Raw genomic sequence first — 24,950 nt, forward strand, 5'->3', positions numbered from 1 at the left:
AGGCGCTCGGTCAGTTCGTGATGGTGGCGGTGGTGATCTCCACCGGCAGAACAGGTTTGCCGTCGGTGGGATTCTCGTCGAGTGATCCGGTCTGCTGGTTCGGACGCAGCCCCGGCGTGATGCCACCCGCGAGCACCTTGTCCAGGACCTGCAGTCCGGGCTCTTCGACCTTGCCGATGACGGTGTAGTCCGCCGGCAGGACGCCGTCCTGGATCACCATGAAGAACTGGCTGCCACCGGTACCTGCTCCGGTTTCCTGGTTCTTGCCGCTGTTGGCGACCGCGATGGTCCCGCGTGGATAGGTCACCGGCTGCGCGCCGGACGTCGGGTCGGGCTCACCGGCAGGCGCGAAACCGGTCGGCGGCTCGTCGGGACTCTGCCAACCGGGACCGCCGCGACCTGTTGCCGTCGGGTCGCCGCACTGCAGCACCTTGAGCTGATCGTTGGTCAGCCGGTGGCAGGAGGTGTCATTGAAATAGTTCTCTTTGATGAGCCCTTCGAACGCGCCGACGTTGCAGGGTGCGTCCTTCCGGTTCAATTGCACCGGGATGTCGCCTTGGCTCGTCGCGAAGACGGCGTCGACGGTGCCTTCTTTGAGCTGCTTGTCCCCGGGGATGGGCGCTTTGCGCTGGTTGGGCGCACCGGCTTTGAGCTCATCGAGGAACTGCTGGAACTTCGGCTGCTGATCTGCCGGCACCTCGGCCGGAACGGTGTCCGGCAGGCCCGCGAACGGGTCGGTCGGGTCGTCGACGAAGCTGCAGGCTGTCCAGCGGGCCTTCTCGTTGTCGTCGGCGACCTTTTTCACGATGAGCGTCGTGGCCACCGCGGCGACGGCCACGACCAGCACCACCGAGGTCGAGATGATGATGATCTTGCGCTTGCGCGCGGCCTGCTGCTGCCGCTCCAACCGCTTCTCCAGCTTGCGTTTCGCCGCCTGCCGTCGTTGCTCGTTGCTCGACACTGCAGAGATCCTCCGTCAAAGTCGTCGTGTAATGCACCGCCCCGGGGCCGGGGCACCGGTGCGAGTCTGCCAGCAGTTGCTGAGAGCACGTTATATGAGTGGGACGCTGGCGCGCCGTGGACCACTGCCCCGGCCGGGGCCCAGGCGGTTTGCCGTCGCTGGGATGATGGTCCTACACGTTCCCCGACCCAGGAGTACTGACCATGCTGATCACGGGCTTTCCCGCGGGCATGTTCGCCACCAACTGCTATGTGGTGGCGCAACACCCCGGTTCCGATGCGATCATCATCGATCCAGGTCAAGATGCGGCCCCGGGTGTTCGCAAGCTGCTCGCGGAACATGAGCTGAACCCGGTGGCCGTGCTGCTCACCCACGGGCACCTCGACCACACCTGGAATGCCACCGAGTTGTGCGACGAATACGGGATACCGGCGTTCATCCATCCGGCTGACAGACACATGCTCGCCGACCCGGCGGCGGGGATCGGCCGAGCGCTCGGTGCGATGATCGGCGACACCGTGTTCCGGGAGCCTGACAAGGTGATCGACCTTGTCGACCGCGAAGATCTCGAGGTCGCCGGACTCAAGTTCTCGGTGGATCTCGCTCCTGGCCACACGCAGGGGTCGGTGCTGTTCGGAATCGCCGTCGACACCCCAGATGGGCAGGTACCCGTGTGCTTCTCCGGCGACGTCCTATTCGCGGGATCGATAGGTCGTACCGACCTGCCGGGAGGCGACCATCAGCAACTGCTCGATTCGATTGCCGAGCGGATGCTGCCACTTCCCGACGAGACCGTGGTGCTACCCGGTCACGGTGAACAGACGAGCATCGGCCAGGAGCGTGCCTCCAATCCGTTTTTGGTCGATCTGCCCGGTGCCGGGCAGGATGGGACGACAAATGAACGTCAGAAGGGACGTCACGGACTGTGAATGCCGGATTTCAGGCTCCGCGGGGGATTCCCGACTACCTCCCACCGCAGTCCGCGCAGTTCGTGGCCGTCAGGGACACGTTGTCGCGGGCAGCACGGCTGGCCGGCTACTCCCACGTCGAATTGCCGATCTTCGAGGACACCGCGCTGTTCGCCCGCGGTGTCGGGGAGTCCACCGATGTGGTGTCGAAAGAGATGTACACCTTCGCCGATCGCGGCGACCGGTCGGTCACCCTGCGTCCGGAGGGAACTGCCGGTGTGATGCGGGCGGTCATCCAGCACGGTCTCGACCGTGGACAACTGCCGGTCAAGCTGTCGTATGCGGGACCGTTCTTCCGATACGAGAAGCCGCAGACCGGGCGTTACCGCCAATTGCAGCAGGTCGGTGTCGAGGCGATCGGTATCGACGACCCCGCCCTGGACGCTGAGGTGATCGCGATCGCCGACGAAGGATTTCGGGCCCTGGGCCTGACGGGCTACCGGTTGGAGATCACCTCACTCGGCGACGACACCTGCCGCCCACAGTACCGAGAAGCGCTGCAGCAGTACCTCTTCGGGCTCGATCTCGATGAGGACACCAGACGTCGGGCAGAGATCAACCCGTTGCGGGTGCTCGATGACAAGCGTCCCCACATCCGGGAGGCGACAGCAGGTGCGCCGCTGATGATCGACTACTTGTCCGATTCCGCGCGTGAGCACTACGACGCGGTGATCGGTCATCTCGATCGCCTCGGTGTTCCGTACGAGAAGAACCCGCGGTTGGTGCGCGGGCTCGATTACTACACCAAGACGACCTTCGAGTTCGTCCATGACGGGCTCGGGGCGCAGTCGGGTATCGGTGGCGGTGGTCGCTACGACGGATTGATGAAACAACTCGGCGGAAAACTCGAGTTGTCGGGTATCGGTTATGGACTCGGTGTCGATCGCACGGTGCTGGCGTTGGAGGCCGAGGGACTCGCTGCGGCGAGCGATGCGCGGTGCGAGGTCTTCGGTGTGCCGATGGGTGACGCGGCGAAGGGCGAGCTGGTAGCGGTGGCAGGGCATTTGCGCGCCGCCGGCGTTCGCGTCGACATCGCCTATGGCGGGCGCGGTCTCAAGGGTGCGATGAAAGCCGCCGACCGATCCGGGGCGCGGTTCGCATTGGTTCTCGGCGACAACGAGATCGACGCAGGTGAGGTCGAGGTCAAGGATCTCGGTAACGGAGAGCAACATCGCATCAAGCTCGATGACGTCGTGGCGCACATCAGTTCGCGATTGGCGTCCGGAACATGAACCGCCGGATCCGGTTGTGGTGGTCCGCACTCGCGCTGAGTGTGGTGATCATGGGCGGATCCGTGGCCTGCACGTTCACCGTCAGCGGTGATCCCGCTCCCGCTCCGCAGACCGGCCGAACCTGGGGGAGTCAGGCCCATACCCCGACGTTCCCGGTCGCCGAGAACCCGCCCGAATAACCGCCGAGCGTGCCGTAAATGTCGCCGAGCGTGCCGCTACACGCGGTGATCGGGTCGCTGGGTGTCGTCGGAATGACGAAACGGCCCGATCATCTGGAACAACGGCCCGGTCAGCGGTTTCAAGGGCACGGTCGGCGGTGGTTTAGGCACGGTCGGCGGTGGGTCAGCCGAGCTCGGCTTTCAGGACATCGAGGCTGACGCCGCCCAGTGCGAGCGCTTTGCTGTGGAAGTCCTTGAGCGAGTGTGTCGGATTGGTCCGGGCGTACGAGTCGCGGGCCTGCTGCCACACCCGTTGGCCGAGCGCGTAGGACGGCGCCTGTCCGGGCCAGCCGAGATAGCGGTTGAGTTCGAACCTGAGCACGGTGCGGTCCATCGCGACCGCGGCGGTGAGGAAGGCCCAGGCTTTCTCGGCGTCCCAGATGCCGCCGCCCACCGATTCCGGAGCCCGTAGACCACAGTGCACTCCGATGTCGACCACGACTCGTGCGGCCCGAAGTCGTTGAGAATCAAGCATTCCCATGCGGTCGCCGGGATCATCGAGCCAGCCGAGCTCGCCCATGAGCCGCTCGGCGTACAGCGCCCAGCCCTCCCCATGGCCGGAGGTGAACGAGGCGAGCTTGCGCCATCGGTTCAATTCGGGACTGACCATCGCGGACCCGAGTTGCAGGTGATGGCCGGGGACGCCCTCGTGGAAGACGGTGGTCGTCTCCTGCCACGTGTGGAAGACGTTCTGCTGCGGAGGAACCGACCACCACATCCGCCCTGGCCGAGACAGGTTCTCGCTGGGCATCGTGTAGTAGATGATCCCCGTCGCAGACGGCGCGAGCCGGCACTCGAGCGCGGTCAGTTCCGTCGGGATGTCGAAGTGCACCTTCCCGACTTCGGCGGTCGCGCGGTCGGAGAGGTCCTGCATCCAGGCGACGAAGGCGTCGCGATCGGTCATCTGGTAGCGCGGATCGGCATTCAGTGTCGCGAGTGCGCCGGAAACCCCTTCCCCGGGAGCGATCTGCTCGGCAAGCATCTCCTGCTCTGCCACTATCGAGTCGAGAAGATCCAGCCCCCATGCGTACGAATCGTCGACGTCGATATCGGTTCCGACGAACTCGGCCGAATGCAGCTGATAGCGATCTCGGCCGACGGCGTCGGCGTCCGTGGCGCGGGGGAGCACCTCGTCACGTAACACCGCTGCGAGTGTTGTCATCGCGGCGCCCACCCGGCCGCGCAGGTCGTCGAGGAGTTCGACCTGATCGGTGGCCTCGATAGCGGTCGCATTGCTGAAGATCGACGCGGTCGCAGTATCGGCCTGCTCGGCGACGAGGCCGACCTGGCGGCCGGCGAGTGGCGGACCGGATTCGAGGCGGTGACGCAGGCCCTCGATGATCGATTCGACGCTGCGCGGGATTTGGGTGAGCCTGGCGAGGAAGACGTCCTGCTCGGCGGCGGTGCCGGTCGGCATCAGATCGAACACGTCCCGGACCGACTGCAGCGGCGATTCGATGACGTTGACCTCACCGATACGCAGACCCGCGTCGTCGATGGCGAGCGATCGGCGGAGCTGATCAGTCATGGTGGCCACGGTCACGCGATCGACGTCGTCTGCTGCCGGCTCACCTGCCAACGCTGCGAGGGCATCACCTCGAGCGGTGGCCCGATCGGCCTCACCCAGAGGGGAGAAGTCGGTCAGCAGATGATCGTGGCCGGTCACCCCGAGGTGCGTGGCCTCGATGGGGTTCAGGGCGCAGGAACGTTCGAGGTATCCGTCGGCGATGCGATCGACCCCGCCGGCCGCGCGCGTCACAGGCTGCCCGCCGCGAAGGTGTCGCAGGAGGCCGGGTCACCCGCGCTGTAGCCGACATTGAACCAGCGCACCCGCTGATCGGACGACCCGTGCGTCCAACCTTCGGGGTTGGAGCTGTCGCCTTGAATCGCGTCGTCGCCGATCGCCTTTGCTGTCTGGATGACGTCGTTGATCTGTTGCTGGGTCAGCGGCTCGAGCATCGCGTCGGGACCCTTGTCCGCATGAAACGCCCAGACCCCGGCCAGGCAGTCGGCCTGCAGTTCGATTCGAACCGACCCCGACGTCGGTCCGGCCGCGCCCTGTCGTTGGCCTTTCTGGAGTGCACCGGTCAGGTACTCGATGTGGTGGCCGTATTCGTGCGCCACGACATACTCCTGCGCCAGGGGTCCGTCGCCGCCGCCGAGGCGATCTGTGAGGACGTCGAAGAACGCCGGATCGAAGTACGCGGTCTGGTCACCGGGGCAATAGAACGGGCCGACGTCTGAGGTGGCGGGCCCGCATGCGGTGTCGACGTTGCCCTCGAAGATCTTGGTCTGCGGTGGCTCGTAGCCGGGCATGATGTCGGCCCACACCGCGTCGAGGCTGTTCGTGGTCGCGACGATCCGGCAGACCGTGTCCTCGTTGGCCTTCTCGATGGTGCACCCCTGGATTTGCTCGTCGATCACCGATTGTTCCTGTGACGTCGACGTCGTACTCGAACCATCGCTGCCAAGCCCGAGGACACCGGGGTCGAAGCCGAACAGTGCGGCGACGATGACGATGATGAGCCCGGCACCGCCACCGACGGCGAGTTTGCCGCGGCCACCTCCGCCCCCGGAAACATTGCTTGTGTCGAGTGGTCCGCCACCTCGGAATGTCATGCGCTCAGCATCCCATGAGCAGGGGCGTTCTCGGCCGAATGTGGTCGCCGTAGGATGTTGCACGACACGACTTCAGTCAGCTTCGAGAGGAACACTGTGCTGCGCACCCATTTCGCCGGATCACTGCGAGCCGAGAACGCCGGGCAAACGGTGACGTTGACCGGCTGGGTGTCGCGCCGACGCGACCACGGCGGGGTCATCTTCATCGACCTGCGCGACAGCTCCGGGCTCGCGCAGGTGGTCTTCCGCGACGAGGCCGTCGCGACGCCGGCGCACCGGTTGCGGGCCGAATACTGCGTCCAGGTGACAGGATTGGTCGAACAGCGCCCGGCCGGTAGCGAGAACGCGAACCTGGAGTCGGGCGACATCGAGGTCAATGCCACCGAACTCGTCGTCCTCAACGAGTCGGCTCCGCTGCCTTTCCAGCTCGACGAGAACCCGGGTGAAGAGGCCCGGCTCAAATACCGCTACCTCGACCTGCGCCGCGAAGGGCCCGGCAACGCCCTGCGCCTGCGGTCGAAGGTCAATCAGGCCGCCCGCAACGTCTTGCTGGATCACGACTTCATCGAGATCGAGACACCGACGCTGACGCGGTCGACGCCGGAAGGCGCCCGCGACTTCCTGGTGCCCGCGCGGCTGCAGCCCGGCACGTTCTATGCGCTGCCGCAGAGCCCGCAGTTGTTCAAACAGTTGCTGATGGTGGCTGGGATGGAGCGCTACTTCCAGATCGCGCGTTGCTACCGCGACGAGGACTTCCGTGCCGATCGCCAGCCGGAGTTCACCCAGCTCGACGTCGAGATGAGTTTCGTCGAGCAGGACGACGTGATCAAGGTGGCCGAAGAGATCCTGACCGCTCTGTGGAAGTTGATCGGTGTCGACATCACGACCCCGATTCCGCGGATCACCTACGCCGACGCGATGCGCCGGTTCGGCAGCGACAAGCCCGACCTGCGCTTCGGACTCGAGCTCGTCGAGTGCGCGGACTACTTCAAAGACACACCGTTCCGGGTCTTTCAGGCGCCCTATGTCGGCGCCGTGGTGATGCCGGGCGGGGCCGGACAGCCGCGCAGGCAGCTCGACGCCTGGCAGGAGTGGGCCAAGCAGCGGGGAGCCAAGGGTCTCGCGTATGTGCTTGTCCAAGAAGATGGTTCGCTTGGTGGTCCCGTTGCGAAGAACCTTTCGGACGCCGAACGTGCGGGCCTGGTTGCTCACGTCGGCGCCAATCCGGGGGACTGTGTGTTTTTCGCCGCAGGGCCGGCCAAGGCCCAGCGGGCCCTGCTCGGTGCCGCCCGCGGGGAGATCGCTCAGCGGCTCGGCCTGATCAAGGAAGGGGACTGGGCCTTCACCTGGGTCGTCGACGCCCCCCTCTTCGAACCGGCGGACGACGCCACCGCCAGCGGCGACGTGGCGGTGGGGTCGGGAGCATGGACCGCGGTTCACCACGCCTTCACGTCACCGAAACCGGAATCGCTCGACGTGCTCGAGTCGGATCCGGGCTCCGCGCTCGCGTACGCATACGACATCGTCTGCAACGGCAACGAGATCGGCGGCGGATCGATTCGTATACACAAGCGCGAGGTCCAGGAGCTGGTCTTCAAGATCATGGGCATCAGCACCGAGGAGGCTCAGGAGAAGTTCGGATTCCTGTTGGATGCCTTTGCCTTCGGCGCGCCTCCGCACGGCGGCATCGCGTTCGGCTGGGATCGCATCACTGCCCTGCTCGCCGGCCAGCCGTCGATTCGCGACGTGATCGCTTTCCCGAAGTCCGGTGGCGGTGTCGATCCGCTGACCGACGCGCCGGCAGCGATCACTCCGGCGCAGCGCAAGGAATCCGGGATCGACGCCAAGCCTGCAGCCCCGAAAGAAACGGCGCCGAGAGAAACTGCGGCAAAGTCCGCAGAGGCGGCGACGACCGGTACATAATCAGGCGTGCTGCATCTGCGGATCATCAGTCCGGACAAGCGGTCTGACGACGTGGTCGCAGCATTGCGGGAGTGCCTCGGTGTCACGCATGTGACGCGGGTGCCCGGCGCGGCGCTCGAGCCGCCCGGTGACCTGATAGAGGCGGACGTCACGCGGGAAGCCGCGAACGAGCTGCTCAAGCAGCTTCGTGCGCTGGAACTGCCCACCGATGGCGCCATCGTGGTCGAACTGTTGGACACCGTCCTGTCGAATGCGGCCGAACAGGCCGAACGCGATGCGCCAGGCGGTCCCTCTGACGCGATCGTCTGGGACGAATTGGTCGAGCACACCAACGAGGACGCGACCCTCAGTGTCACGTTCCTGGCGTTTCTCTGCCTCGCCTGCCTGCTCGCAGCGGTCGGGGTGGTGACCGATTCGCCGGTGACCGTCGTCGGCGGCATGGTGGTCGGACCTGAGTTCGGGCCGTTGGCCGGGATCGCGGTGGCGATCGTGCGGCGTAGATTCTCGCTGGCCCGGCGATCGGTCCTGGCCCTGGCCGTCGGCTTTCCCTTGGCGATGGTGGTGACGGGTGCGGGAGCTGTACTCGCCGAACGGCTGGGCTGGATCGCGATGAAGGACGTCACCACCGCCGACCAGCTCGACTTCATCTATCAGGTCGGACCCTTCTCCCTCGTGGTCGCGCTGCTGGCGGGTGCTGCCGGGATGCTGTCGCTCGTATCGTCGAAATCGGCTGCGCTGGTGGGGGTGTTCATCTCGGTCACCACTGTGCCGGCCGCCGGATATGCGGTCGTCGCAGCGACGCTCGGCCAATGGCGGGTGGCCGCAGAATCAACTGCGCAGTTGGTGATCAACCTCGTCGGCATCGTCGTCGCCGGGATCGCGGTCTTGCTGATCCACCGGGCCCACAGCCGCCGCACGACCCGCAAGGTCGCGTACACCAAGCACTAGCGCACAGACCTGGACAACCCGGGTTTGCAGATCTCACCGGGCCGGTGCCGATCCTCGAGCCCGGCGTCATCGCCGAACTTGTGATGAACTTGCAGCCAGTGTTTTTACCGGCGCATGGAGGTATTGGTCGTTGACCATCAAGGTGGCACTCGAACACCGGACCACGTACAACTTCGACAGGTTGACGAAGGTCTATCCGCATGTGCTGCGGCTGCGTCCGGCACCGCATTCACGTACTCCGATCGAGGCCTATTCGCTGAAGGTCGAACCAGCTGAACACTTCATCAACTGGCAGCAGGACGCGTTCAGCAACTATCTTGCGCGACTGGTGTTTCCGGAGCCGACGAATGTCTTGAGCTTCACGATCGGCCTGGTGGCCGATCTGACGTCGATCAACCCCTTCGACTTCTTCATCGAAGAGTTCGCCGAGCACGTCGGATTCGCCTACCCCGAGGAACTGCGGCGCGACCTCGAGGTCTACCTGCGGCCGGTGGATTCGGCGGGCGGCGACCCGCTCGTGAAGAAATGGGTGGAAGACCACCGGGTGACCGGCAAGACCAGGATCATCGACTACCTGGTCGCGCTCAACAGTGCCGTACGCGACGACGTCCGCTATACGGTGCGTCTCGAAGCCGGTGTCCAGGAACCGGAGTTCACCCTCGACAGTGGCATCGGCTCGTGCCGAGACTCGGCCTGGCTGCTCGTCGCGATCCTCCGCAGGCTGGGGTTGGCCGCACGTTTCGTCTCCGGCTATCTGGTCCAGCTCACCTCGGACATCAAGTCGATCGACGGTCCGTCCGGGCCCGACGCCGACTTCACCGACCTGCACGCGTGGACCGAGGTGTACCTGCCCGGCGCCGGCTGGGTGGGGATGGATCCCACGTCGGGTCTGTTCGCCGGAGAAGGACACATCCCGCTGGCCGCGACACCACACCCCGGCGCGGCGGCGCCGATCACGGGCGCCACCGGCAAATGTCATGCGGTGATGGACTTCTCGAACGAGGTCACCCGGTTCCATGAGGACCCACGCGTGACGCTGCCGTACACCGCTGACCAGTGGGGCAAGATCGTCGATCTCGGTGCCGACCTCGATGCCCGGATGGCCGCCAGCGATGTCCGGCTGACCGTGGGCGGAGAGCCGACCTTCGTCTCGCTCGACAACCAGGTCGATCCGGAATGGACCACCGCAGCGGACGGACCGCACAAGCGCTCGCTGGCGTCCGACCTCACCGATCGACTCAAGAAGATCTATGCGCCTACCGGGTTGGTCCAACGTGGGCAGGGCAAGTGGTATCCCGGTGAGCCGCTGCCGCGCTGGCAGATCGACCTGATCTGGCGCGCCGACGGCAAAGCGCTCTGGAGCAACCCGGACCTCCTCGACGATCCGTGGCCGACGAAGGCCGCCGCGCAGACGACGATCGACTGGCAGTCCCCTGGGGGACTGGGACCGGCCGATCCGGCGACGGCGAAGTCGCCCAAGGCGTTCATCGAGTCGCTGGCCCGCCGACTGCGGTTGCCCGATTCGCAGGTCGTCCCGGCCTATGAGGACCCACTGCTGAGGTTGGCCGAACTGGTCCGGCTGCCAGTCGGCATACCGCCGAACACAGAGGCCGAAGCAACCGCGGCCGTCGAGAAGGACATCGACCCCGAGACCGATACCGACGACCGCCGGCAACAGTTGCTGGCAGAACTCGATTCGTCGGTGAGTACACCGACGGCGTATCTGCTGCCGATCAGCCGGGCCCCGCGCGGTGTCGGCTGGGTCAGCGCTCTGTGGCGTACCCGGCGTGGACGTCTCGTCCTGAGTCCGGGTAACTCGCCAGCAGGGCTCCGGCTGCCGCTCAGTGCCCTTTTCTGGGAGGGGCAACCGCAGTTCTTCCCGGCGGACCCCACCGCCTTCGACATCGAACCGCTGGCAGACCTCACAGCGTTGCCGGAGTTCCCGCCACCCCCGGAAGCGATCGACCCGGCCGCCCAGGAGACGGACGAACCGGACGCCGCCGCGCCGGAGGCGCCACCGACGGGGATGGCCGGGGAACCACTGCCGCGCCCCCGTCCCGGGACGTCGATGACGCCGGAGGGCACGCACGGGGACGGCGAACCGCTGTGGATCACCCCGGAGATGCAGATCGAGCGGGCGAGAGCCGCCGCGGCGGCCCGAGCCGCTCGGGAGGCGGAGGCCGCAGTCGCCGAAGAAGCCGCACGAGAGCAGGCGCAAGCGCCGGAGGCGGGCGTCGCGCCGGGGGCAACCGACTCGGAGGCCGAGGGGGATCTCGTCGATCCGAGTGGGCGCGCTGTGACGGCGCTGGTCGCAGAAGAACGCGGCGGCGTTCTCTATGTGTTCCTGCCACCGACCGAGACCGGCGACGACTTCGCGGAGCTGCTCAACCTGGTCGAGCGCAGCGCCGCCGAGATCGGTAAGCCCGTCGTGGTCGAGGGTTACGGCCCGCCGGCGGATCCACGACTGACGTCGATGACGGTCACCCCGGATCCCGGGGTGATCGAGGTGAACATCCAGCCGACCGCGTCGTTCGCCGAACAATCGGAACTCCTCGAGACCCTGTACGACCAGGCCCGCCGGGTACGGCTGGGCACCGAGTCGTTCGACCTGGACGGCAGCCACGGTGGCACCGGTGGCGGTAACCACATCACGCTCGGCGGCATCCGTCCCTCCGAGTCGCCGATGCTGCGACGGCCGGACCTGCTCGTCTCCATGCTCACCTACTGGCAGCTGCACCCGTCGCTGTCGTATCTGTTCTCCGGACGGTTCATCGGGACCACCTCGCAGGCCCCCCGTGCCGACGAGGGGCGCGAGAGCGCACTCTACGAACTCGAGGTTGCGTTCGCCGAGATCGACCGGATCACCGAGGAGATCCAGGCAGGCGCGACCGGGTACCACCTGCCGTGGGTGACCGACCGAGCATTGCGCCACCTGCTCACGGACATCACGGGCAACACGCACCGGGCTGAGTTCTGCATCGACAAGCTGTATAGTCCCGACTCGACCCGTGGCAGGCTCGGACTGCTGGAACTGCGGGGGTTCGAGATGCCGCCACACCACCAGATGGCCATGGTCCAGTCGCTACTGGTCCGCAGTCTCGTCTCGTGGTTCTGGGACGACCCGTACCGGGCACGGCTGCAGCGTCACGGCGCTGACCTGCACGGTCGACACCTGCTGCCGCATTACGTGATCGACGACATCGCGAACGTCGCAGAGGATCTCCGGGAGGCCGGCTACGACTTCGACACCGCCTGGCTGGCGCCGTTCACCGAGTTCCGCTTCCCGCGCCTGGGAACCGTCCACATCCGCGACGTCGAGATCGAGTTGCGCGGCGCGATCGAGCCGTGGAACGTCCTCGGCGAGGAGTCGACGGCCGGTGGTACCTCCCGCTACGTCGACTCGTCCATCGAGCGGGTGCAGGTACGTGTGCTCGGCGGTGACAACAGTCGGTTCATCCTCACCTGCAACGGAGTCCCCGTTCCGCTGACGGGTACCGGTCGGGCAGGGGAGTCGGTGGCCGGGATCAGGTTCCGGGCGTGGCAACCTCCGAGTGCGCTGCACCCGACGATCACCATCGACACCCCACTCGTGTTCGACCTCGTCGACACGCACAACGGTCGCTCCGTCGGCGGCGCCAAATACCACGTCGTCCATCCCGGGGGCCGGGCGTACGAGCGCCCGCCCGTCAACGCGGTGGAGGCCGAGTCACGTCGCAATGGCCGGTTCGAAGCCTCCGGGCACCGGGCCGACGCCGTCGACACCGCGAAGCTGCGCGAATTCGCAGCTCGTCTCGCGACCGATTCCGGCGTACCGATGATCCTCGACATGCGGCGAGCACGTACAGTCCTTCGGTGACATCGCCCAGGGTTGAACCCACCGGAGTTCTGGACCGATATCGGTCTGACCGGTTCGGATTGTTCGATCTTGCCGCCATGCCGGGTAACGCGGAGGCGACATCCGCGGGCACCGTGACCGCATCGCCGGCCGGCATCTTCGACGAACTGCTCGACGGGACCGGGGCGCTACGTGGCCAGTGGGCCGATCTGATCGAAGGGTACGAACGCCTCGGCGACGAGGGCTTGCGTCAGGCCGACCGCCGCGTTCGGACACTCGTCGACGACGACGGGATCACCTACAACGCCCCGGCCGCCACCGGGACGCAACAACGCCGGTGGCAGCTCGACTGCGTGCCACTTCTTGTCGACGGCGCCCGCTGGCAGGAACTCGAGAAGGGGATCGCGCAACGCGCGCGTGTCCTGGACGCGCTGCTCTCCGACATCTACTCCGACCAGCGGACCATCACCGCGGGGGTGCTGCCGCCCGAGATGGTCTACGGACATCCTGGCTACATTCGGAAAGCGGCCCGTTTTCCGCAGACCCAGCCGCACAGTTTGTTCCTGCACGCCTGTGACATCGGCCGCGGGTCCGATGGCGAACACCTCGTGTTCGCCGACCGGGCACAGGCGCCGTCCGGTATCGGTTACGCGATCGCCGACCGCCGCCTCATGTCGCGGGCGTTCCCGCGCCTCTTTCAACGCTGCGTCCCGCGACCGACCGCCGCGTTCGCCGCCACGCTGCGGCTCGCGCTGTTCGAGTACGCGCCGCAGGGCATCGAAGACCCCACCGTGGCGGTGCTCACCCCGGGCTCGCTGTCGGAGACGGCGTTCGACCAGGCCTATCTCGCCTCGATCCTCGGGTTCCCGCTGGTGGAGGCGGCCGACCTGGTGGTCCGCGACGGGGCTGTCTACATGCGCTCGCTCGGCAAGTTCAAACGCCTCGACGTCATCTTGCGGCGCGTGGACTCCAGCTACTCCGACCCGCTCGACCTGCGAACGGATTCCCGGCTCGGTGTCACCGGACTCGTGGAAGCGATCTCGCGGGGTTCGGTGACGGTGCTGAACACACTCGGCAGCGCGGTGGTGGAGAACCCGGCCCTGAACACGGTGCTGGCTGCCGCATGCCGGTATCTGCTCGACGAGGACCTGCAGCTGAACTCGGTCGAAACCTACTGGGCCGGCGACGATCTGCAACGCTCGAAGGTGACGGTCGAGATGTCTGACATGACGGTCTCGAACTTCCGGACCGGCGAGGAGATCCTGGGTCCGACGCTGTCCGCCGGGGATCGGTCTGTGCTGGCCGCCCGGATCGAGAGCGAACCCTGGCAGTGGGTCGGACGGCGACTGACCTCGTTCTCGGTGGCGCCGTCGACCACCCCGGGACCGTACCGGCGTACGGCGATCGGTTCGCCGCTGCGGGCTGCGCCGGTCGGTATCCGCGCGTTCAGCGTCGCGCAGGGATCGGGCTATGCGGTGATGCCGGGTGGTCTCGGTCACGTGCTCGCCGACGGTCCCGCCGGGTCGTCGATGACGTCGATCGCGGGCAAGGACGTCTGGGTGACAACGGTGGAGCCGACCGGCACGCAGGCCCGGGTCCCCGAGTCGACGGACCGCCCTGTGCGGGACGCGGCGATCGTGGTGAACGGCAGCGACTCCGCGGCGACGTATCGCGGTACCGATGCCGCGGTGGTCAGTTCGCCCCGTGTGTTGTCGGATCTGTTCTGGTTCGGCCGTTATGGCGAGCGCGCCGAACTGACCACGCGGATGGTCAGGGTCGCGCGTGAGCGCTACGAGGACTACCGGTACCGGCCGTGGATGACCGGGACGGCGTCCATTCCGCTGTTCCTGGCCGCAGTCGCGACGACCACCGGGACGGGCGGAATCGTCAGGGGTGCGAAGAACATCGGTGACGATTCGGGGGAGGGCGCCCCGGAACCCGACGAGGTGCAGGCGGCGACGCTGCGATTGCACGCCATGACCAGTGCACGCCGGTCACCGGGCTCGGTGGCATTCGCTGTGGACCGGATGCAGCAACTCGCGCGAGCGGTGCGGGATCAGCTCTCGACCAGCACCTGGATGGTGTTGGGTGCAGTGGACCGCGCACTCACCGAACTCGGACCGCAGCCCGTCCTGGACGCCGAGTCCGACGAACCGGACCTGGACGGATCGGGTCTGGGCCGGGCTCAGGACGACGTCCTGCACGGACTGTTGGCGTTGGCCGGATTGCAGGCCGAGTCGATGGTCCACGACCCCGGCTGGTTGTTCATGGACATCGGCCGCCGGATCGAGCGAGCTCAGATGCTCGCCTCGCTCACCGCAGCGGTGCTGGTGACACAGCGGGACGCGGACACCGAGCAGGGACTGCTCGAGGCTTATCTGGTGGCCAACGAATCGGCGATCATCTACCGGCGGCGCAACCGCGGAATCGTCAGGCTGGGGTCGGTCGCCGCGTTGATGCTCTTCGACGAGGGCAATCCGCGGGCGATGATCTACCAGTTGGCCACGTTGCGCGAGGACCTCTCGTCGTTGCCCACCGACGTCCGTTCCGCTGCCGCCGAGCGCGTCGTCGAGGACCTGGTCTCCGAATTGCGCCGCGTCGACCCGGTCGATCTCGCGGCGATCGGCGCCGGTGGCCGACGGGTCGAGCTCGACGATCTGATGCGCACGCTGAACTCGGGTCTCCGAGAGATCTCGGACGTGTTGGGTCGCACCCGATTCGCCTATCCGGTGGAGATGCAGCCTCTGTGGGGCGCGGGTTCGCAGGTGCAGTTGTGAACTCCCAGCAGGGTCGATCCCAGAACGGTCAATCCCAGAACGGTCAGTCGCAGCAGCCCGCAGCCCGTCGCTACCGGGTCACCCACCGCACGCGGTACGACTACGACAACGTGGTGTCGAGTTCGTACGGCCGCGCGTACCTGCAGCCCCGTGATCTGCCGGGGCAGCGGGTGCTGACCAGTGAGGTAGAGGTCGACCCCGAACCGTCCGACCGCTCGACCGGAGTGGACATCTACGGCAACTCCGACAGCTATTTCCACGTCCGCACACCTCACCGCCGACTCGAGGTCACCGGCACGTCGACGGTCGAGGTGGATCCGATCGATCATGGCCTGCTCGACTCGCCGGCGGCACGGGGGTCGTGGGAAGACGCCCGGCCGCTCGGTCCGGCATCCGCACGGGCGGTCGAGTTCCGGCTGGACCTGTTCCCGCCTGAGATCAGCCCTGCCGTGCGGGACTACGCCGCGACGATCTTCACCCCAGGCGCGCCTTTGATCGATGTGGTGGTCGAGCTGACCCGGCGGATCTTCCGTGACTTCACCTACCGATCGGGCTCGACCCAGATCAGCACGCGGGTCGATACCGTCCTGGACCGCCGCGAAGGGGTCTGCCAGGATTTCGCCCGCGTCGCGATCGCTTGTCTGCGTTCGCAGGGACTCGCCGCTCGTTACGTGTCCGGATACCTCGCCACCGACCCACCACCGGGCAAGGAACGGATCTTCGGTGCGGATGCGTCCCATGCCTGGGCCGCGGTGTGGCTGCCGGGGGACCGGTGGATCGCATTCGACCCGACCAACGACACCCTGGTGGGCGAACGGCACGTCACCGTCGCGTGGGGACGCGACTACGAGGATGTACCGCCGCTGCGAGGAGTCATCTATACCGAATCCCGCAAGAGCAAAATCGATGTCTCGGTGGATGTCTCCCCAGTTCCCTGACACGAGTTGCCTTATCGACTATGGTTCGCGGCACAGTTCGGTAGGTTGTAGGGGATGACTGTTCTAGCCGATAGCCACATCACCGGCGCGGTGCAGGCAGCCGAGCGGCTTCTGGCCGCTCGCGCCGGCTCCCCGGTGTCCTTAGCCGACCCGCAAGACCTCGGCGGGAGTGGGCGCACCGAAGTCGTGCGGGTGCGTGTTGCGCAGAACCCGTTCTCCGGCGATCGCACGCTGGTGATCAAGGTGCTCGGTGACGGCGACGCCGTGTCGGGTGAGGCGTTCATCCGTGAGGTTGCGTCCTACAAATACGCGACGGCGCTGCCGACGGAGTCGCGTCCGGGGCCCGCGCTGATCGCGTTCGACCTGCGCGCCAAGGTGCTGGTGCTCAGCGACCTGGGCGACGGCAGGTCGATGACCGAATTGCTCGGCAGCAACGACGTGGTGGCCACATCCAACGCCGTCAGTGCGTGGGGACAGGCATTGGGACGGATGCATGCCGCGACGGTCGGCGGCGAGAACGACTTCGCGGCGCTGTTGCGGCAGGGCGCCGAGGGCATCGCGGTGGATGCGCTCCGAGCGCAGTTCGATGCTGCGGTCCGGGCCGCCCCGCGGGTGATCGCTGATGTGTTCGGTCTCACGGTCGACCCCGAGGTGCTCGGTGCGCTGGAGAAGGCGGGTGAGCTCTTCCGGGAGGGCGAGCGCCGTGCGTTCAGCCCCTCCGATGTCGGCCCGGAGAACATCCTGATCAACGACGAGGGTGTGCAGTTCATGGACTACGAGTGGGGCGGTTTCCGGGACGCCTCGCTCGACATCGCGTATGCGCTGGTGACATTCAGCCCGTGGCTGTCCGGCGACACCGGCGCTCGTCGGGTGGATCTCGAGACCTCGATGATCGATGCGTGGCGCTCCGAGGTCCAGGGGATCTGGCCGGCGCTGGGGTCGGACCGCGAACTCGCCCGCAAGACCGTGCTGGCTCGCCTGGCATGGGTGTGGCTGTCCACGGTGTGGATGCTGCCGGTGGACGAGTCCGATGTGGGCCGTTCGGACGAGCCCCACGGTCTCGCTCTGAGCACCTCCGATCCCCGCGTGATCGTGGACCGCTGGTCCGGTCTGGCCGACGCCGCGCGCCGCGCGGACGCACCGGGACTTGCCGAGTTCGCCGACACCGTGGGTCAGGCACTCGACTCCTCCTGGCTGCACTGATCACCACCTGTGATGACTGACGACCAGGGCGGCCTGTTCGCCGCCCCCGAGGCGCCGCCCGCCACGATCACCGCCGGACTGCCGCGACCGACCGCCGGAGCACCGCTCGCCGTGCGCATGCGTCCTGCAACACTCGAAGAGATCGTCGGACAGGAGCATCTCCTCGAGTCCGGATCGCCACTGCGGCGCCTGATCGACGGTTCGGGCGCAGCGTCGGTGTTGTTGTTCGGTCCTCCCGGAACTGGCAAGACGACGATGGCGGCGTTGATTTCCGCAGCGGCCGGTGGTCGTTTCGAGGCGCTCTCGGCGCTCTCCTCGGGCGTCAAAGAGGTACGGGCCGTGATCGACGCAGCCCGGCGGCGGCTCATCTCGGGAACGCAGACGGTGCTGTTCATCGACGAGGTCCATCGCTTCTCGAAGACCCAGCAGGATGCCTTGCTGGATGCGGTGGAGAACCGGATCGTGCTGCTGGTCGCGGCGACGACGGAGAACCCCTCGTTCTCGGTGGTCGCCCCGCTGCTCTCGCGATCGCTGGTGCTGCAGTTGCGCTCGCTCGGTGGGCCGGACATCCGAAAGCTGCTGATACGCGCTGCGGCCGACTCGCGCGGGCTCGCGGGCACCGTCACCATCGATGACGACGCGCTCGATCATCTGGAGAAGATCTCGGCGGGCGACGCCCGGCGCGGCCTGACCGCGCTCGAGGCCGCCGCCGATACCGCTTTGTCCGACGCGGACAGCGGCGACGGTGAGGCCGTGGCGGTCACCCTCGCCCATGTGGAGTCTGCGGTCGACCGTGCGGCGGTGCGGTACGACCGCGACGGCGATCAGCACTATGACGTCATCAGTGCGTTCATCAAGTCCATTCGTGGATCGGATGTCGATGCGGCACTGCACTATCTGGCCCGCATGATCAGCGCGGGCGAGGATCCTCGGTTCATCGCGCGCAGGCTCGTCGTCCACGCGAGCGAGGACATCGGGATGGCCGACCCGACGGCGCTGCAGACCGCAGCCGCCGCGGCACAGGCAGTACAGCTCATCGGTATGCCCGAAGCGCGGCTGGCGTTGGCGCAGGCCACGATTCACCTCGCCACCGCGCCCAAGTCGGCAAGCGTGGTCGCTGCGATCGGGGCCGCGGTCGCCGATGTGGAGGGTGGCAAGGCCGGAGCGGTGCCCGCCCATCTGCGCGACGGTCACTACGCGGGCGCCGCGAAACTCGGCAACGCCGTCGGGTACCGCTACCCGCACGACGATCCCGGCGGAGTCGTGACCCAGCAGTACCCCCCGGACGAGCTCGTCGGCGTCGACTACTACATCCCGACCGACCACGGCCACGAGCGCGAGATCGGCCCCCGCCTGGGCCGGTTGCGCAACATCGTCCGCGGCCGGCGATGACGGGCGATGACGGACTGGACGCGGTGATGCCAGTAGGGTGGATTGGGCTCGTTCGCGGGCTTAGGCAACTGCAGTCGAAACGTGAGGACCTCCAGTGCAGACGCATGAGATCAGGAAGCGGTTCCTGGATCACTTCATCAAGGCCGGGCACACTGAGGTACCCAGCGCGTCGTTGATCCTCGATGATCCGAACCTGCTGTTCGTCAACGCCGGAATGGTGCCCTTCAAACCGTATTTCCTGGGTGAGCAGACACCGCCGTACGACCGGGCGACGAGCATCCAGAAGTGCGTTCGCACCCTCGACATCGAGGAAGTCGGTATCACCACCCGCCACAACACCTTCTTTCAGATGGCGGGCAACTTCTCCTTCGGTGACTACTTCAAGCGCGAGGCGATAACGTTCGCGTGGACCCTGCTGACCAACCCGGTGACCGAGGGTGGCTTCGGCATCGATCCGTTGCGGCTCTGGCCGACCGTCTATCTCGACGACGATGAGGCCGAAGCGATCTGGCGGGACGAGATAGGGGTGCCCGCCGAGCGGATCCAGCGCCGCGGCCTGAAAGACAACTATTGGTCCATGGGTGTACCCGGCCCGTGTGGACCCTGCTCGGAGATCTTCTACGACCGTGGCCCCGAGTACGGGGTCGACGGTGGGCCCGAGGCCGACGAGGACCGCTTCATCGAGATCTGGAATCTCGTCTTCATGCAGAATCAGCGGGGACCCGGTGGTGGCAAAGAAGGCTACGAGATCCTCGGACCGCTCCCCAAGAAGAACATCGACACCGGGCTCGGCATCGAACGCGTCGCCTGCATCCTGCAAGGCGTCGACAACGTCTACGAGACGGATCTGCTGGCCCCGGTCATCGCGGTCGCCGAGCGCCTGACCGGCCGGACCTACACCGCAGGCAATGCCGCGGATGCGATCCGGTTCCGGGTCATCGCCGATCACTCGCGGACCGCGGTGATGCTCATCGCCGACGGCATCACCCCCGGCAACGATGGGCGAGGCTACGTACTGCGCCGCCTGTTGCGGCGCATCGTCCGGTCCGCCCGGCTCCTCGGCGCGAGCACGGCGACGATGGGCGAGTTCATCGAGGCCGTCATCGCGACCATGGCGACGTCGTATCCCGACCTGCCGGAGCAACGTTCGCGCATCGTCTCCATCGCAGTCGGGGAAGAGGACGCCTTCCTCAAGACCCTGTCGGCAGGTTCGAAGTTGTTCGACGATGCCGCGGCCGCCACGAAGGCGTCCGGCGCAACCCGTATCAGCGGCGGCGACGCTTTCGCTCTGCATGACACCTACGGTTTCCCCATCGACCTCACGCTCGAGATGGCGGCAGAGGCCGGATTGGCGGTAGACCGCGAGGGCTTCACCGAGTTGATGGCCGAGCAGCGCAACCGCGCCAAAGCCGATGCCACGGCGAGAAAGTCGGGTCATGCCGACTTGAGCGTCTACCGTGAGTTCCTGGACCGCGGCCCGACGCTGTTCACCGGATTCGATGAACTCGCCACCGAAGCAAGAGTCTTGGGGCTCGTGACCGACGGCGGCAGGGTGCGCAGCGCGTCGAAGGGGCAGACGGTCGAGGTGATCCTCGACCGGAGTCCCCTCTACGCCGAGTCGGGCGGGCAGATCGCCGACATCGGCACGATCACCACATCGGGCGGTCTGCGGGTCACCGTCAAAGACGTGCAGAAGCTCGGCAAGTCGGTCTGGCTGCACAAGGCCGTCGTCGACGAAGGTGAGATCGCCGAGGGCGACGACGTACTGGCACAGGTCGACAACGCATGGCGCCACGGCGCGACACAGGGCCACTCGGGAACCCACCTGGTCGGTGCCGCACTCCGACAGGTTCTCGGTCCCTCGGCCACCCAGGCCGGATCACTCAACCGGCCCGGATACCTCCGGTTCGACTTCAGTGCGTCGGGACCTGTCACCGAGTCCCAGCGCAGCGAGATCGAAGAGATCACCAATTCGGCGGTGGAGGCCAACTATCCGGTCAACACCTTCGAGACCGGCCTGACCGAGGCCAAGGCGATGGGCGCGATGGCGCTGTTCGGCGAGAACTACGGCGACGTGGTGCGGGTGGTGGAGATGGGCGGTCCCTTCTCGATGGAATTGTGCGGCGGTACGCACGTCTCGACCTCGGCGCAGGTCGGTCCCGTCACCTTGCTCGGCGAATCGTCGGTGGGGTCGGGCGTACGCCGGATCGAGGCCTACGTGGGACTCGATTCCTACCGCTATCTCGCGAGAGAACGTTCCCTGCTGGCCGGATTGGCCTCGTCGCTGAAGGTTCCGAGCGACCAGGTCCCCGCCCGGGTCGAGAACCTCGTGACCAAGCTCAAGGAAGCCGAGAAACAGATCGAGAAGATGCGGGCCGACGCCGCCCGCGCGTCGGTCGGATCGCTGATCGACGACGCGCACCGGGTTGGCGACGTCCTGGTGGTCTCCGGTTCACTCGACGGACTCGACGCGGGCGACTTGCGCACCCTGGCGGCGGACCTGCGCGGGCGGGTGGCGTCGGATGTCGCTGTGGTGGCGCTGTTCTCCGCCTCCGGAGACAAGGTGCCGTTCGCGATCGCGACGACCGAATCCGCCCGCAGCGGCGGCATCAAGGCCGGTGACCTGGTGCGTGAACTCGCTCCACTGGTGTCCGGTCGGGGTGGCGGCAAACCAGACCTGGCGCAGGGCTCGGGGTCCGACGCAGCTGGAATCGGGCCGGCGTTGTCGCGTCTGCGCGAACTGGTCGGCGAGATTCGATGACCCTGACGCCTCGCGGTCGGCGGTTGGCCATCGACGTCGGGAGTGTCCGCATCGGGGTCGCGTCATGCGATCCCGACGGCATCCTCGCCACTCCGGTCGAAACGGTCGCCCGGACACCGAAAGCCGACGGTGACCTGCGTCGTATCGCCGCGATCGTGGACGAGTACGAGGCCGTCGAGGTGATTGTCGGGCTGCCCAAGACGTTGCGTGACGAGCACGGCCACGCAGCCGCGCTGGCCACGGAATTCGGCACGGCGCTCGGCGAGCGGATCTCTCCGGTACCAGTGCTCTACAGCGATGAGCGACTCAGCACGATCACGGCCCAGCAGGCGCTGCGCTCGTCGGGGGTGCGCGCGAAGGCGCAAAAGGGTGTGGTCGATCAGGCTGCCGCAGTCGCGATCCTGCAAGGATGGTTGGATCTACAGACACATCGCCACGATCTGGAGTCGGGCCGTCAGGAAGGTCTCGGGTGAACGACGATCGATCCGAGGGACGGCCTGACGATCCCGGTCACGGTGACCGCCGGGAACAGCAGGAGCGGGCCGCTCATCGCCGGCGGCGTTCCGATGGTCACCCTGATCCCGAGCGGCTGAGGTACTTCACGCACGGCGATGGCGCGCCTCGCTCCGGTGGTCGCCACGGTCCCCGGGCCATCCCGCCGCAAGATCCGGGTGCCGCACGCCGGAACCCGCCGGGCCGGCGCGGCAACCCACCGGCGGCCGGCTCACCGTGGTCTCCTCCTGGGGCCGACGATGGCCGCCGCCCTTCGCCCCCGCCGGCGACCCCACCACCTCGCTCCGCTCCGCCCGCACCCCCCGCCCAGGGCCGCGGCCCGGTCGATTCCGGGCCCGTCCAGCAATCGGCGACCCCCCACGAACCTCGGCCGGAGCAACGCGTTCGGCCCCCACATGCTTACGACCCTGCACCGTCGCACGACCCTCCAGGGCTGTTCTCTGATTCCGGTCGCGACGAATACGACCGTAGGCAGACCGACGCCCGCGAGCGGAGTGCGCAGGCGGAGGCACCTGTCGGCGCGTCGACCGGACGCGACCGAGGACCGTTGCCGGCCCGCGACCGCTCGCCGAAACGCAGCGCCGCCGCGGAACGCAGACGCCGGCGGCGCCGAGTCGTCATCTCGATCGCCGTCGTGTTCATGGTGGTGCTGATCGGAGGCATCGGTTACGCGGGACTGCGTGTGGTCGGGTTCTTCGGCGCCGACGACAAGGACTTCACCAATACCGCAGGTACGGCCGACGTCATCGTGCAGATCCCGCAGGACGCAACTCTGACGAAGTTCGGTGAGATCCTCACGGAGAACGACGTGGTGGCCAGCGTCAACGCTTTCACAACCGCGGCGGGCGGCGAGCCGATCTCGGCCGGTTTCTACAAGCTGCGCACCGAGATCCCCGCCAGCACCGCGGTGGCGATGATGACGAACACCGAGAACAGGGTGGGCAGGGTGGTCATCCCCGAGGGGTTGCAGCTCGACACCAAGGAAGGAATCGACGGTAAGACGACACCGGGCATATTTGCGCGGGTCGCCGAGGCGACCACCGTCGACCTCAACGGTGAGGAAAGCGGCGTCACCGTCGAAGAGCTCGCCCAGGCCGCTGCCACGGCGACACCGCAGGAGCTGGGTGTGCCGTCCTGGGCAACGGATGCGGTCACGGCCCTGACCGGTGATCACCGACGGATCGAAGGATTGATCGCGCCGACGTCCTGGGAGGCCATCGACCCGTCCCAGACGCCGGTGCAGATGCTCAACTACCTGATCTCTCGGAGCGCATCGTTGTTCGCGCAGTGGGGGTTGCCGGAATCGGGCACCTCCGCCAGCAACCTCACGCCCTACCAGACGCTGGTGACCGCCTCGGTCGTCGAACGTGAGGTGAACCGGGCGGAGGACTATCCGAAGGTCGCCCGGGTGATCGTGAACCGGCTCGGTGACGACCAGGCGCTGCAGATGGACTCGACGGTGAACTACACATCCGCCATTCAGAACATCGACGTCGCGGGCGATGATTTCACCGCGGCGACCAAGTGGAACACGTACCAGCAGAAGGGACTGCCTCCGACGCCGATCGGCGCGGTGGGGCAACCCGCACTGCAGGCCTCGCTCGATCCGCCTGCGGGCAACTGGCTGTACTTCGTCTCCGTCGACCAGCAGGGGACCACGCTGTTCACCGAGGACTTCGAGCAACACAAGCGCAACCGTCAGCAGGCGTGCGACAACGGTGTGCTGAAGACCAACTGTGGATGAGTGACATTCGGGATGAGTGGTGTCGAGGATGAGTGACACGGGGATCGGCGTCGTGACCGGTCCGCGCGCGGCAGCGATCCTGGGCGCGCCGGTATCGCATTCGCGTTCACCCGCATTGCACCTCGCGGCCTACGAGGCACTCGGCCTCACCGGCTGGACCTACGAGCGTATGGAGTGCACAGCCGAACAGCTGCCCGCGCTCGTAGCGGGTCTCGATGAGCGATACGTGGGTCTTTCGGTCACGATGCCGGGCAAGCGCGCGGCCCTGGCGTTCGCGGATCATCGCACCGAGCGGGCGGTGGCCGTGGGTTCGGCCAACACGCTCGTACGTCGCGAGGACGGCTGGCACGCGGACTGCACCGACGTCGACGGTGCCTCGGCCGGCCTGGCCGACCTCGGGATCACCGACGGAGCCGGTTCCCGTGCCGTCCTGGTGGGGGCGGGTGGTACCGCAGCACCGGTCGTGGCCGCTCTGGCCGCCGTGGGGTTTCGGGAGTTGAGCGTGGTCGCGCGCAGCGCTGACCGCGCGAGCGAGGTGCTCACAGTCGCGGACGCGTATGGCATCGCGGCCGAGGTGCTCACGTTCGAGCCGAACTCGACGTTGCGCGAGCGCTCACGTGACTGCGCGGTCCTGGTCAACACGGTGCCGGCCGCCGCCGCAGCTTCCTTGGTCCCGGCGCTGTCGTCCGCGCCGCGCCTGTTCGACGTGATCTATGACCCGTGGCCGACACCGCTGGCGGCAGCGGTCGAGTCCGCCGGCGGCATGGTGGTCGGTGGCCTGGTGATGTTGCTGAACCAGGCGTTCGGGCAGGTCGAGCAGTTCACCGGGATGCCTGCACCGCGCGTGGCGATGGCCGCGGCACTCGTCTGATCTCAGAGTTCTCCACAGATCTGGCCGCCATCCCCAGAGCGGTGCTC

General features: G+C 66.9%; 17 protein-coding genes. 14 read left to right on the forward strand and 3 right to left on the reverse strand.

Annotated features, from left to right (window positions below):
• Nucleotides 1-10: 10 nt before the first annotated feature.
• Nucleotides 11-961: a peptidylprolyl isomerase gene (locus BFL43_RS27195; protein WP_084896508.1), complete on the reverse strand. Its 951-nt coding sequence runs from the start codon at nt 959-961 to the stop codon at nt 11-13.
• 203 nt (nt 962-1,164) lie between these two features.
• On the opposite strand from BFL43_RS27195, the gene BFL43_RS27200 reads away from it, so the two are divergent.
• Genes BFL43_RS27200 through BFL43_RS27210 form a run of 3 tightly spaced genes read left to right on the forward strand, consistent with a single transcriptional unit; the run spans nt 1,165 to nt 3,340 of the window.
• Complete coding sequence (locus BFL43_RS27200; RefSeq protein ID WP_084896510.1) at nt 1,165-1,890, forward strand: MBL fold metallo-hydrolase; 726 nt, start codon at nt 1,165-1,167, stop codon at nt 1,888-1,890.
• Nucleotides 1,887-3,161 carry a histidine--tRNA ligase gene (hisS, locus tag BFL43_RS27205; RefSeq protein WP_084896512.1) on the forward strand — a complete coding sequence of 425 codons (1,275 nt, stop codon included), beginning with the start codon at nt 1,887-1,889 and terminating at the stop codon, nt 3,159-3,161. Before BFL43_RS27200 ends, hisS begins: the two co-directional genes overlap by 4 nt.
• A complete protein-coding gene (locus BFL43_RS27210) occupies nt 3,158-3,340 on the forward strand; it encodes a hypothetical protein (protein WP_084896514.1) in 183 nt (60 codons plus the stop codon). The genes hisS and BFL43_RS27210 overlap by 4 nt, the downstream gene beginning before the upstream one ends.
• Nucleotides 3,341-3,503: 163 nt before the next feature.
• Here BFL43_RS27210 and BFL43_RS27215 read toward each other — a convergent pair whose 3' ends face one another.
• Both BFL43_RS27215 and BFL43_RS27220 read right to left on the reverse strand, forming a co-directional pair.
• Nucleotides 3,504-5,138 carry a DUF885 domain-containing protein gene (locus tag BFL43_RS27215; protein ID WP_084896516.1) on the reverse strand — a complete coding sequence of 545 codons (1,635 nt, stop codon included), beginning with the start codon at nt 5,136-5,138 and terminating at the stop codon, nt 3,504-3,506.
• The gene (locus BFL43_RS27220) at nt 5,135-5,998 is read right to left on the reverse strand and encodes a neutral zinc metallopeptidase (protein WP_084896518.1); all 864 of its coding nucleotides are present in this window, start codon (nt 5,996-5,998) and stop codon (nt 5,135-5,137) included. The genes BFL43_RS27215 and BFL43_RS27220 overlap by 4 nt, the downstream gene beginning before the upstream one ends.
• A gap of 96 nt (nt 5,999-6,094) precedes the next feature.
• Here BFL43_RS27220 and aspS point away from each other — a divergent pair, with 96 nt between their 5' ends.
• The 11 genes from aspS (at nt 6,095) to BFL43_RS27275 (ending at nt 24,903) form a co-directional block, all read left to right on the forward strand.
• Nucleotides 6,095-7,921 (forward strand): aspartate--tRNA ligase, encoded by a 1,827-nt coding sequence (aspS, locus tag BFL43_RS27225; protein WP_084896890.1) that lies wholly within the window; start codon nt 6,095-6,097, stop codon nt 7,919-7,921.
• A 6-nt stretch (nt 7,922-7,927) separates the two neighbouring features.
• Nucleotides 7,928-8,869, forward strand: coding sequence for a DUF389 domain-containing protein (locus BFL43_RS27230; RefSeq protein WP_084896520.1), 942 nt, complete (start codon nt 7,928-7,930; stop codon nt 8,867-8,869).
• 130 nt (nt 8,870-8,999) lie between these two features.
• A complete protein-coding gene (locus BFL43_RS27235; protein ID WP_084896522.1) occupies nt 9,000-12,725 on the forward strand; it encodes a transglutaminase family protein in 3,726 nt (1,241 codons plus the stop codon).
• A 77-nt stretch (nt 12,726-12,802) separates the two neighbouring features.
• Nucleotides 12,803-15,481, forward strand: a complete 2,679-nt coding sequence (locus BFL43_RS27240) for a circularly permuted type 2 ATP-grasp protein (RefSeq protein ID WP_084896892.1) — start codon at nt 12,803-12,805, stop codon at nt 15,479-15,481.
• Nucleotides 15,478-16,419 (forward strand): transglutaminase family protein, encoded by a 942-nt coding sequence (locus BFL43_RS27245; RefSeq protein WP_084896894.1) that lies wholly within the window; start codon nt 15,478-15,480, stop codon nt 16,417-16,419. The genes BFL43_RS27240 and BFL43_RS27245 overlap by 4 nt, the downstream gene beginning before the upstream one ends.
• Nucleotides 16,420-16,473: 54 nt before the next feature.
• Nucleotides 16,474-17,622: a hypothetical protein gene (locus BFL43_RS27250; protein WP_084896524.1), complete on the forward strand. Its 1,149-nt coding sequence runs from the start codon at nt 16,474-16,476 to the stop codon at nt 17,620-17,622.
• Nucleotides 17,623-17,634: 12 nt separating this feature from the next.
• Complete coding sequence (locus BFL43_RS27255; RefSeq protein WP_084896526.1) at nt 17,635-19,014, forward strand: replication-associated recombination protein A; 1,380 nt, start codon at nt 17,635-17,637, stop codon at nt 19,012-19,014.
• Between the two features lie 94 nt (nt 19,015-19,108).
• Nucleotides 19,109-21,775 (forward strand): alanine--tRNA ligase, encoded by a 2,667-nt coding sequence (gene alaS, locus BFL43_RS27260; RefSeq protein ID WP_084896528.1) that lies wholly within the window; start codon nt 19,109-19,111, stop codon nt 21,773-21,775.
• A complete protein-coding gene (gene ruvX, locus BFL43_RS27265; RefSeq protein WP_084896530.1) occupies nt 21,772-22,248 on the forward strand; it encodes a Holliday junction resolvase RuvX in 477 nt (158 codons plus the stop codon). Before alaS ends, ruvX begins: the two co-directional genes overlap by 4 nt.
• Entirely contained in the window at nt 22,245-24,032 is a 1,788-nt protein-coding gene (gene mltG, locus BFL43_RS27270) for an endolytic transglycosylase MltG (RefSeq protein WP_240498518.1), read from the forward strand. The genes ruvX and mltG overlap by 4 nt, the downstream gene beginning before the upstream one ends.
• A 28-nt stretch (nt 24,033-24,060) precedes the next feature.
• The gene (locus BFL43_RS27275) at nt 24,061-24,903 is read left to right on the forward strand and encodes a shikimate dehydrogenase (RefSeq protein ID WP_084896536.1); all 843 of its coding nucleotides are present in this window, start codon (nt 24,061-24,063) and stop codon (nt 24,901-24,903) included.
• Nucleotides 24,904-24,950 lie beyond the last annotated feature (47 nt).

It is taken from the genome of Williamsia sp. 1135 (assembly GCF_002095395.1).
Classification (GTDB): Bacteria; Actinomycetota; Actinomycetes; order Mycobacteriales; family Mycobacteriaceae; genus Williamsia.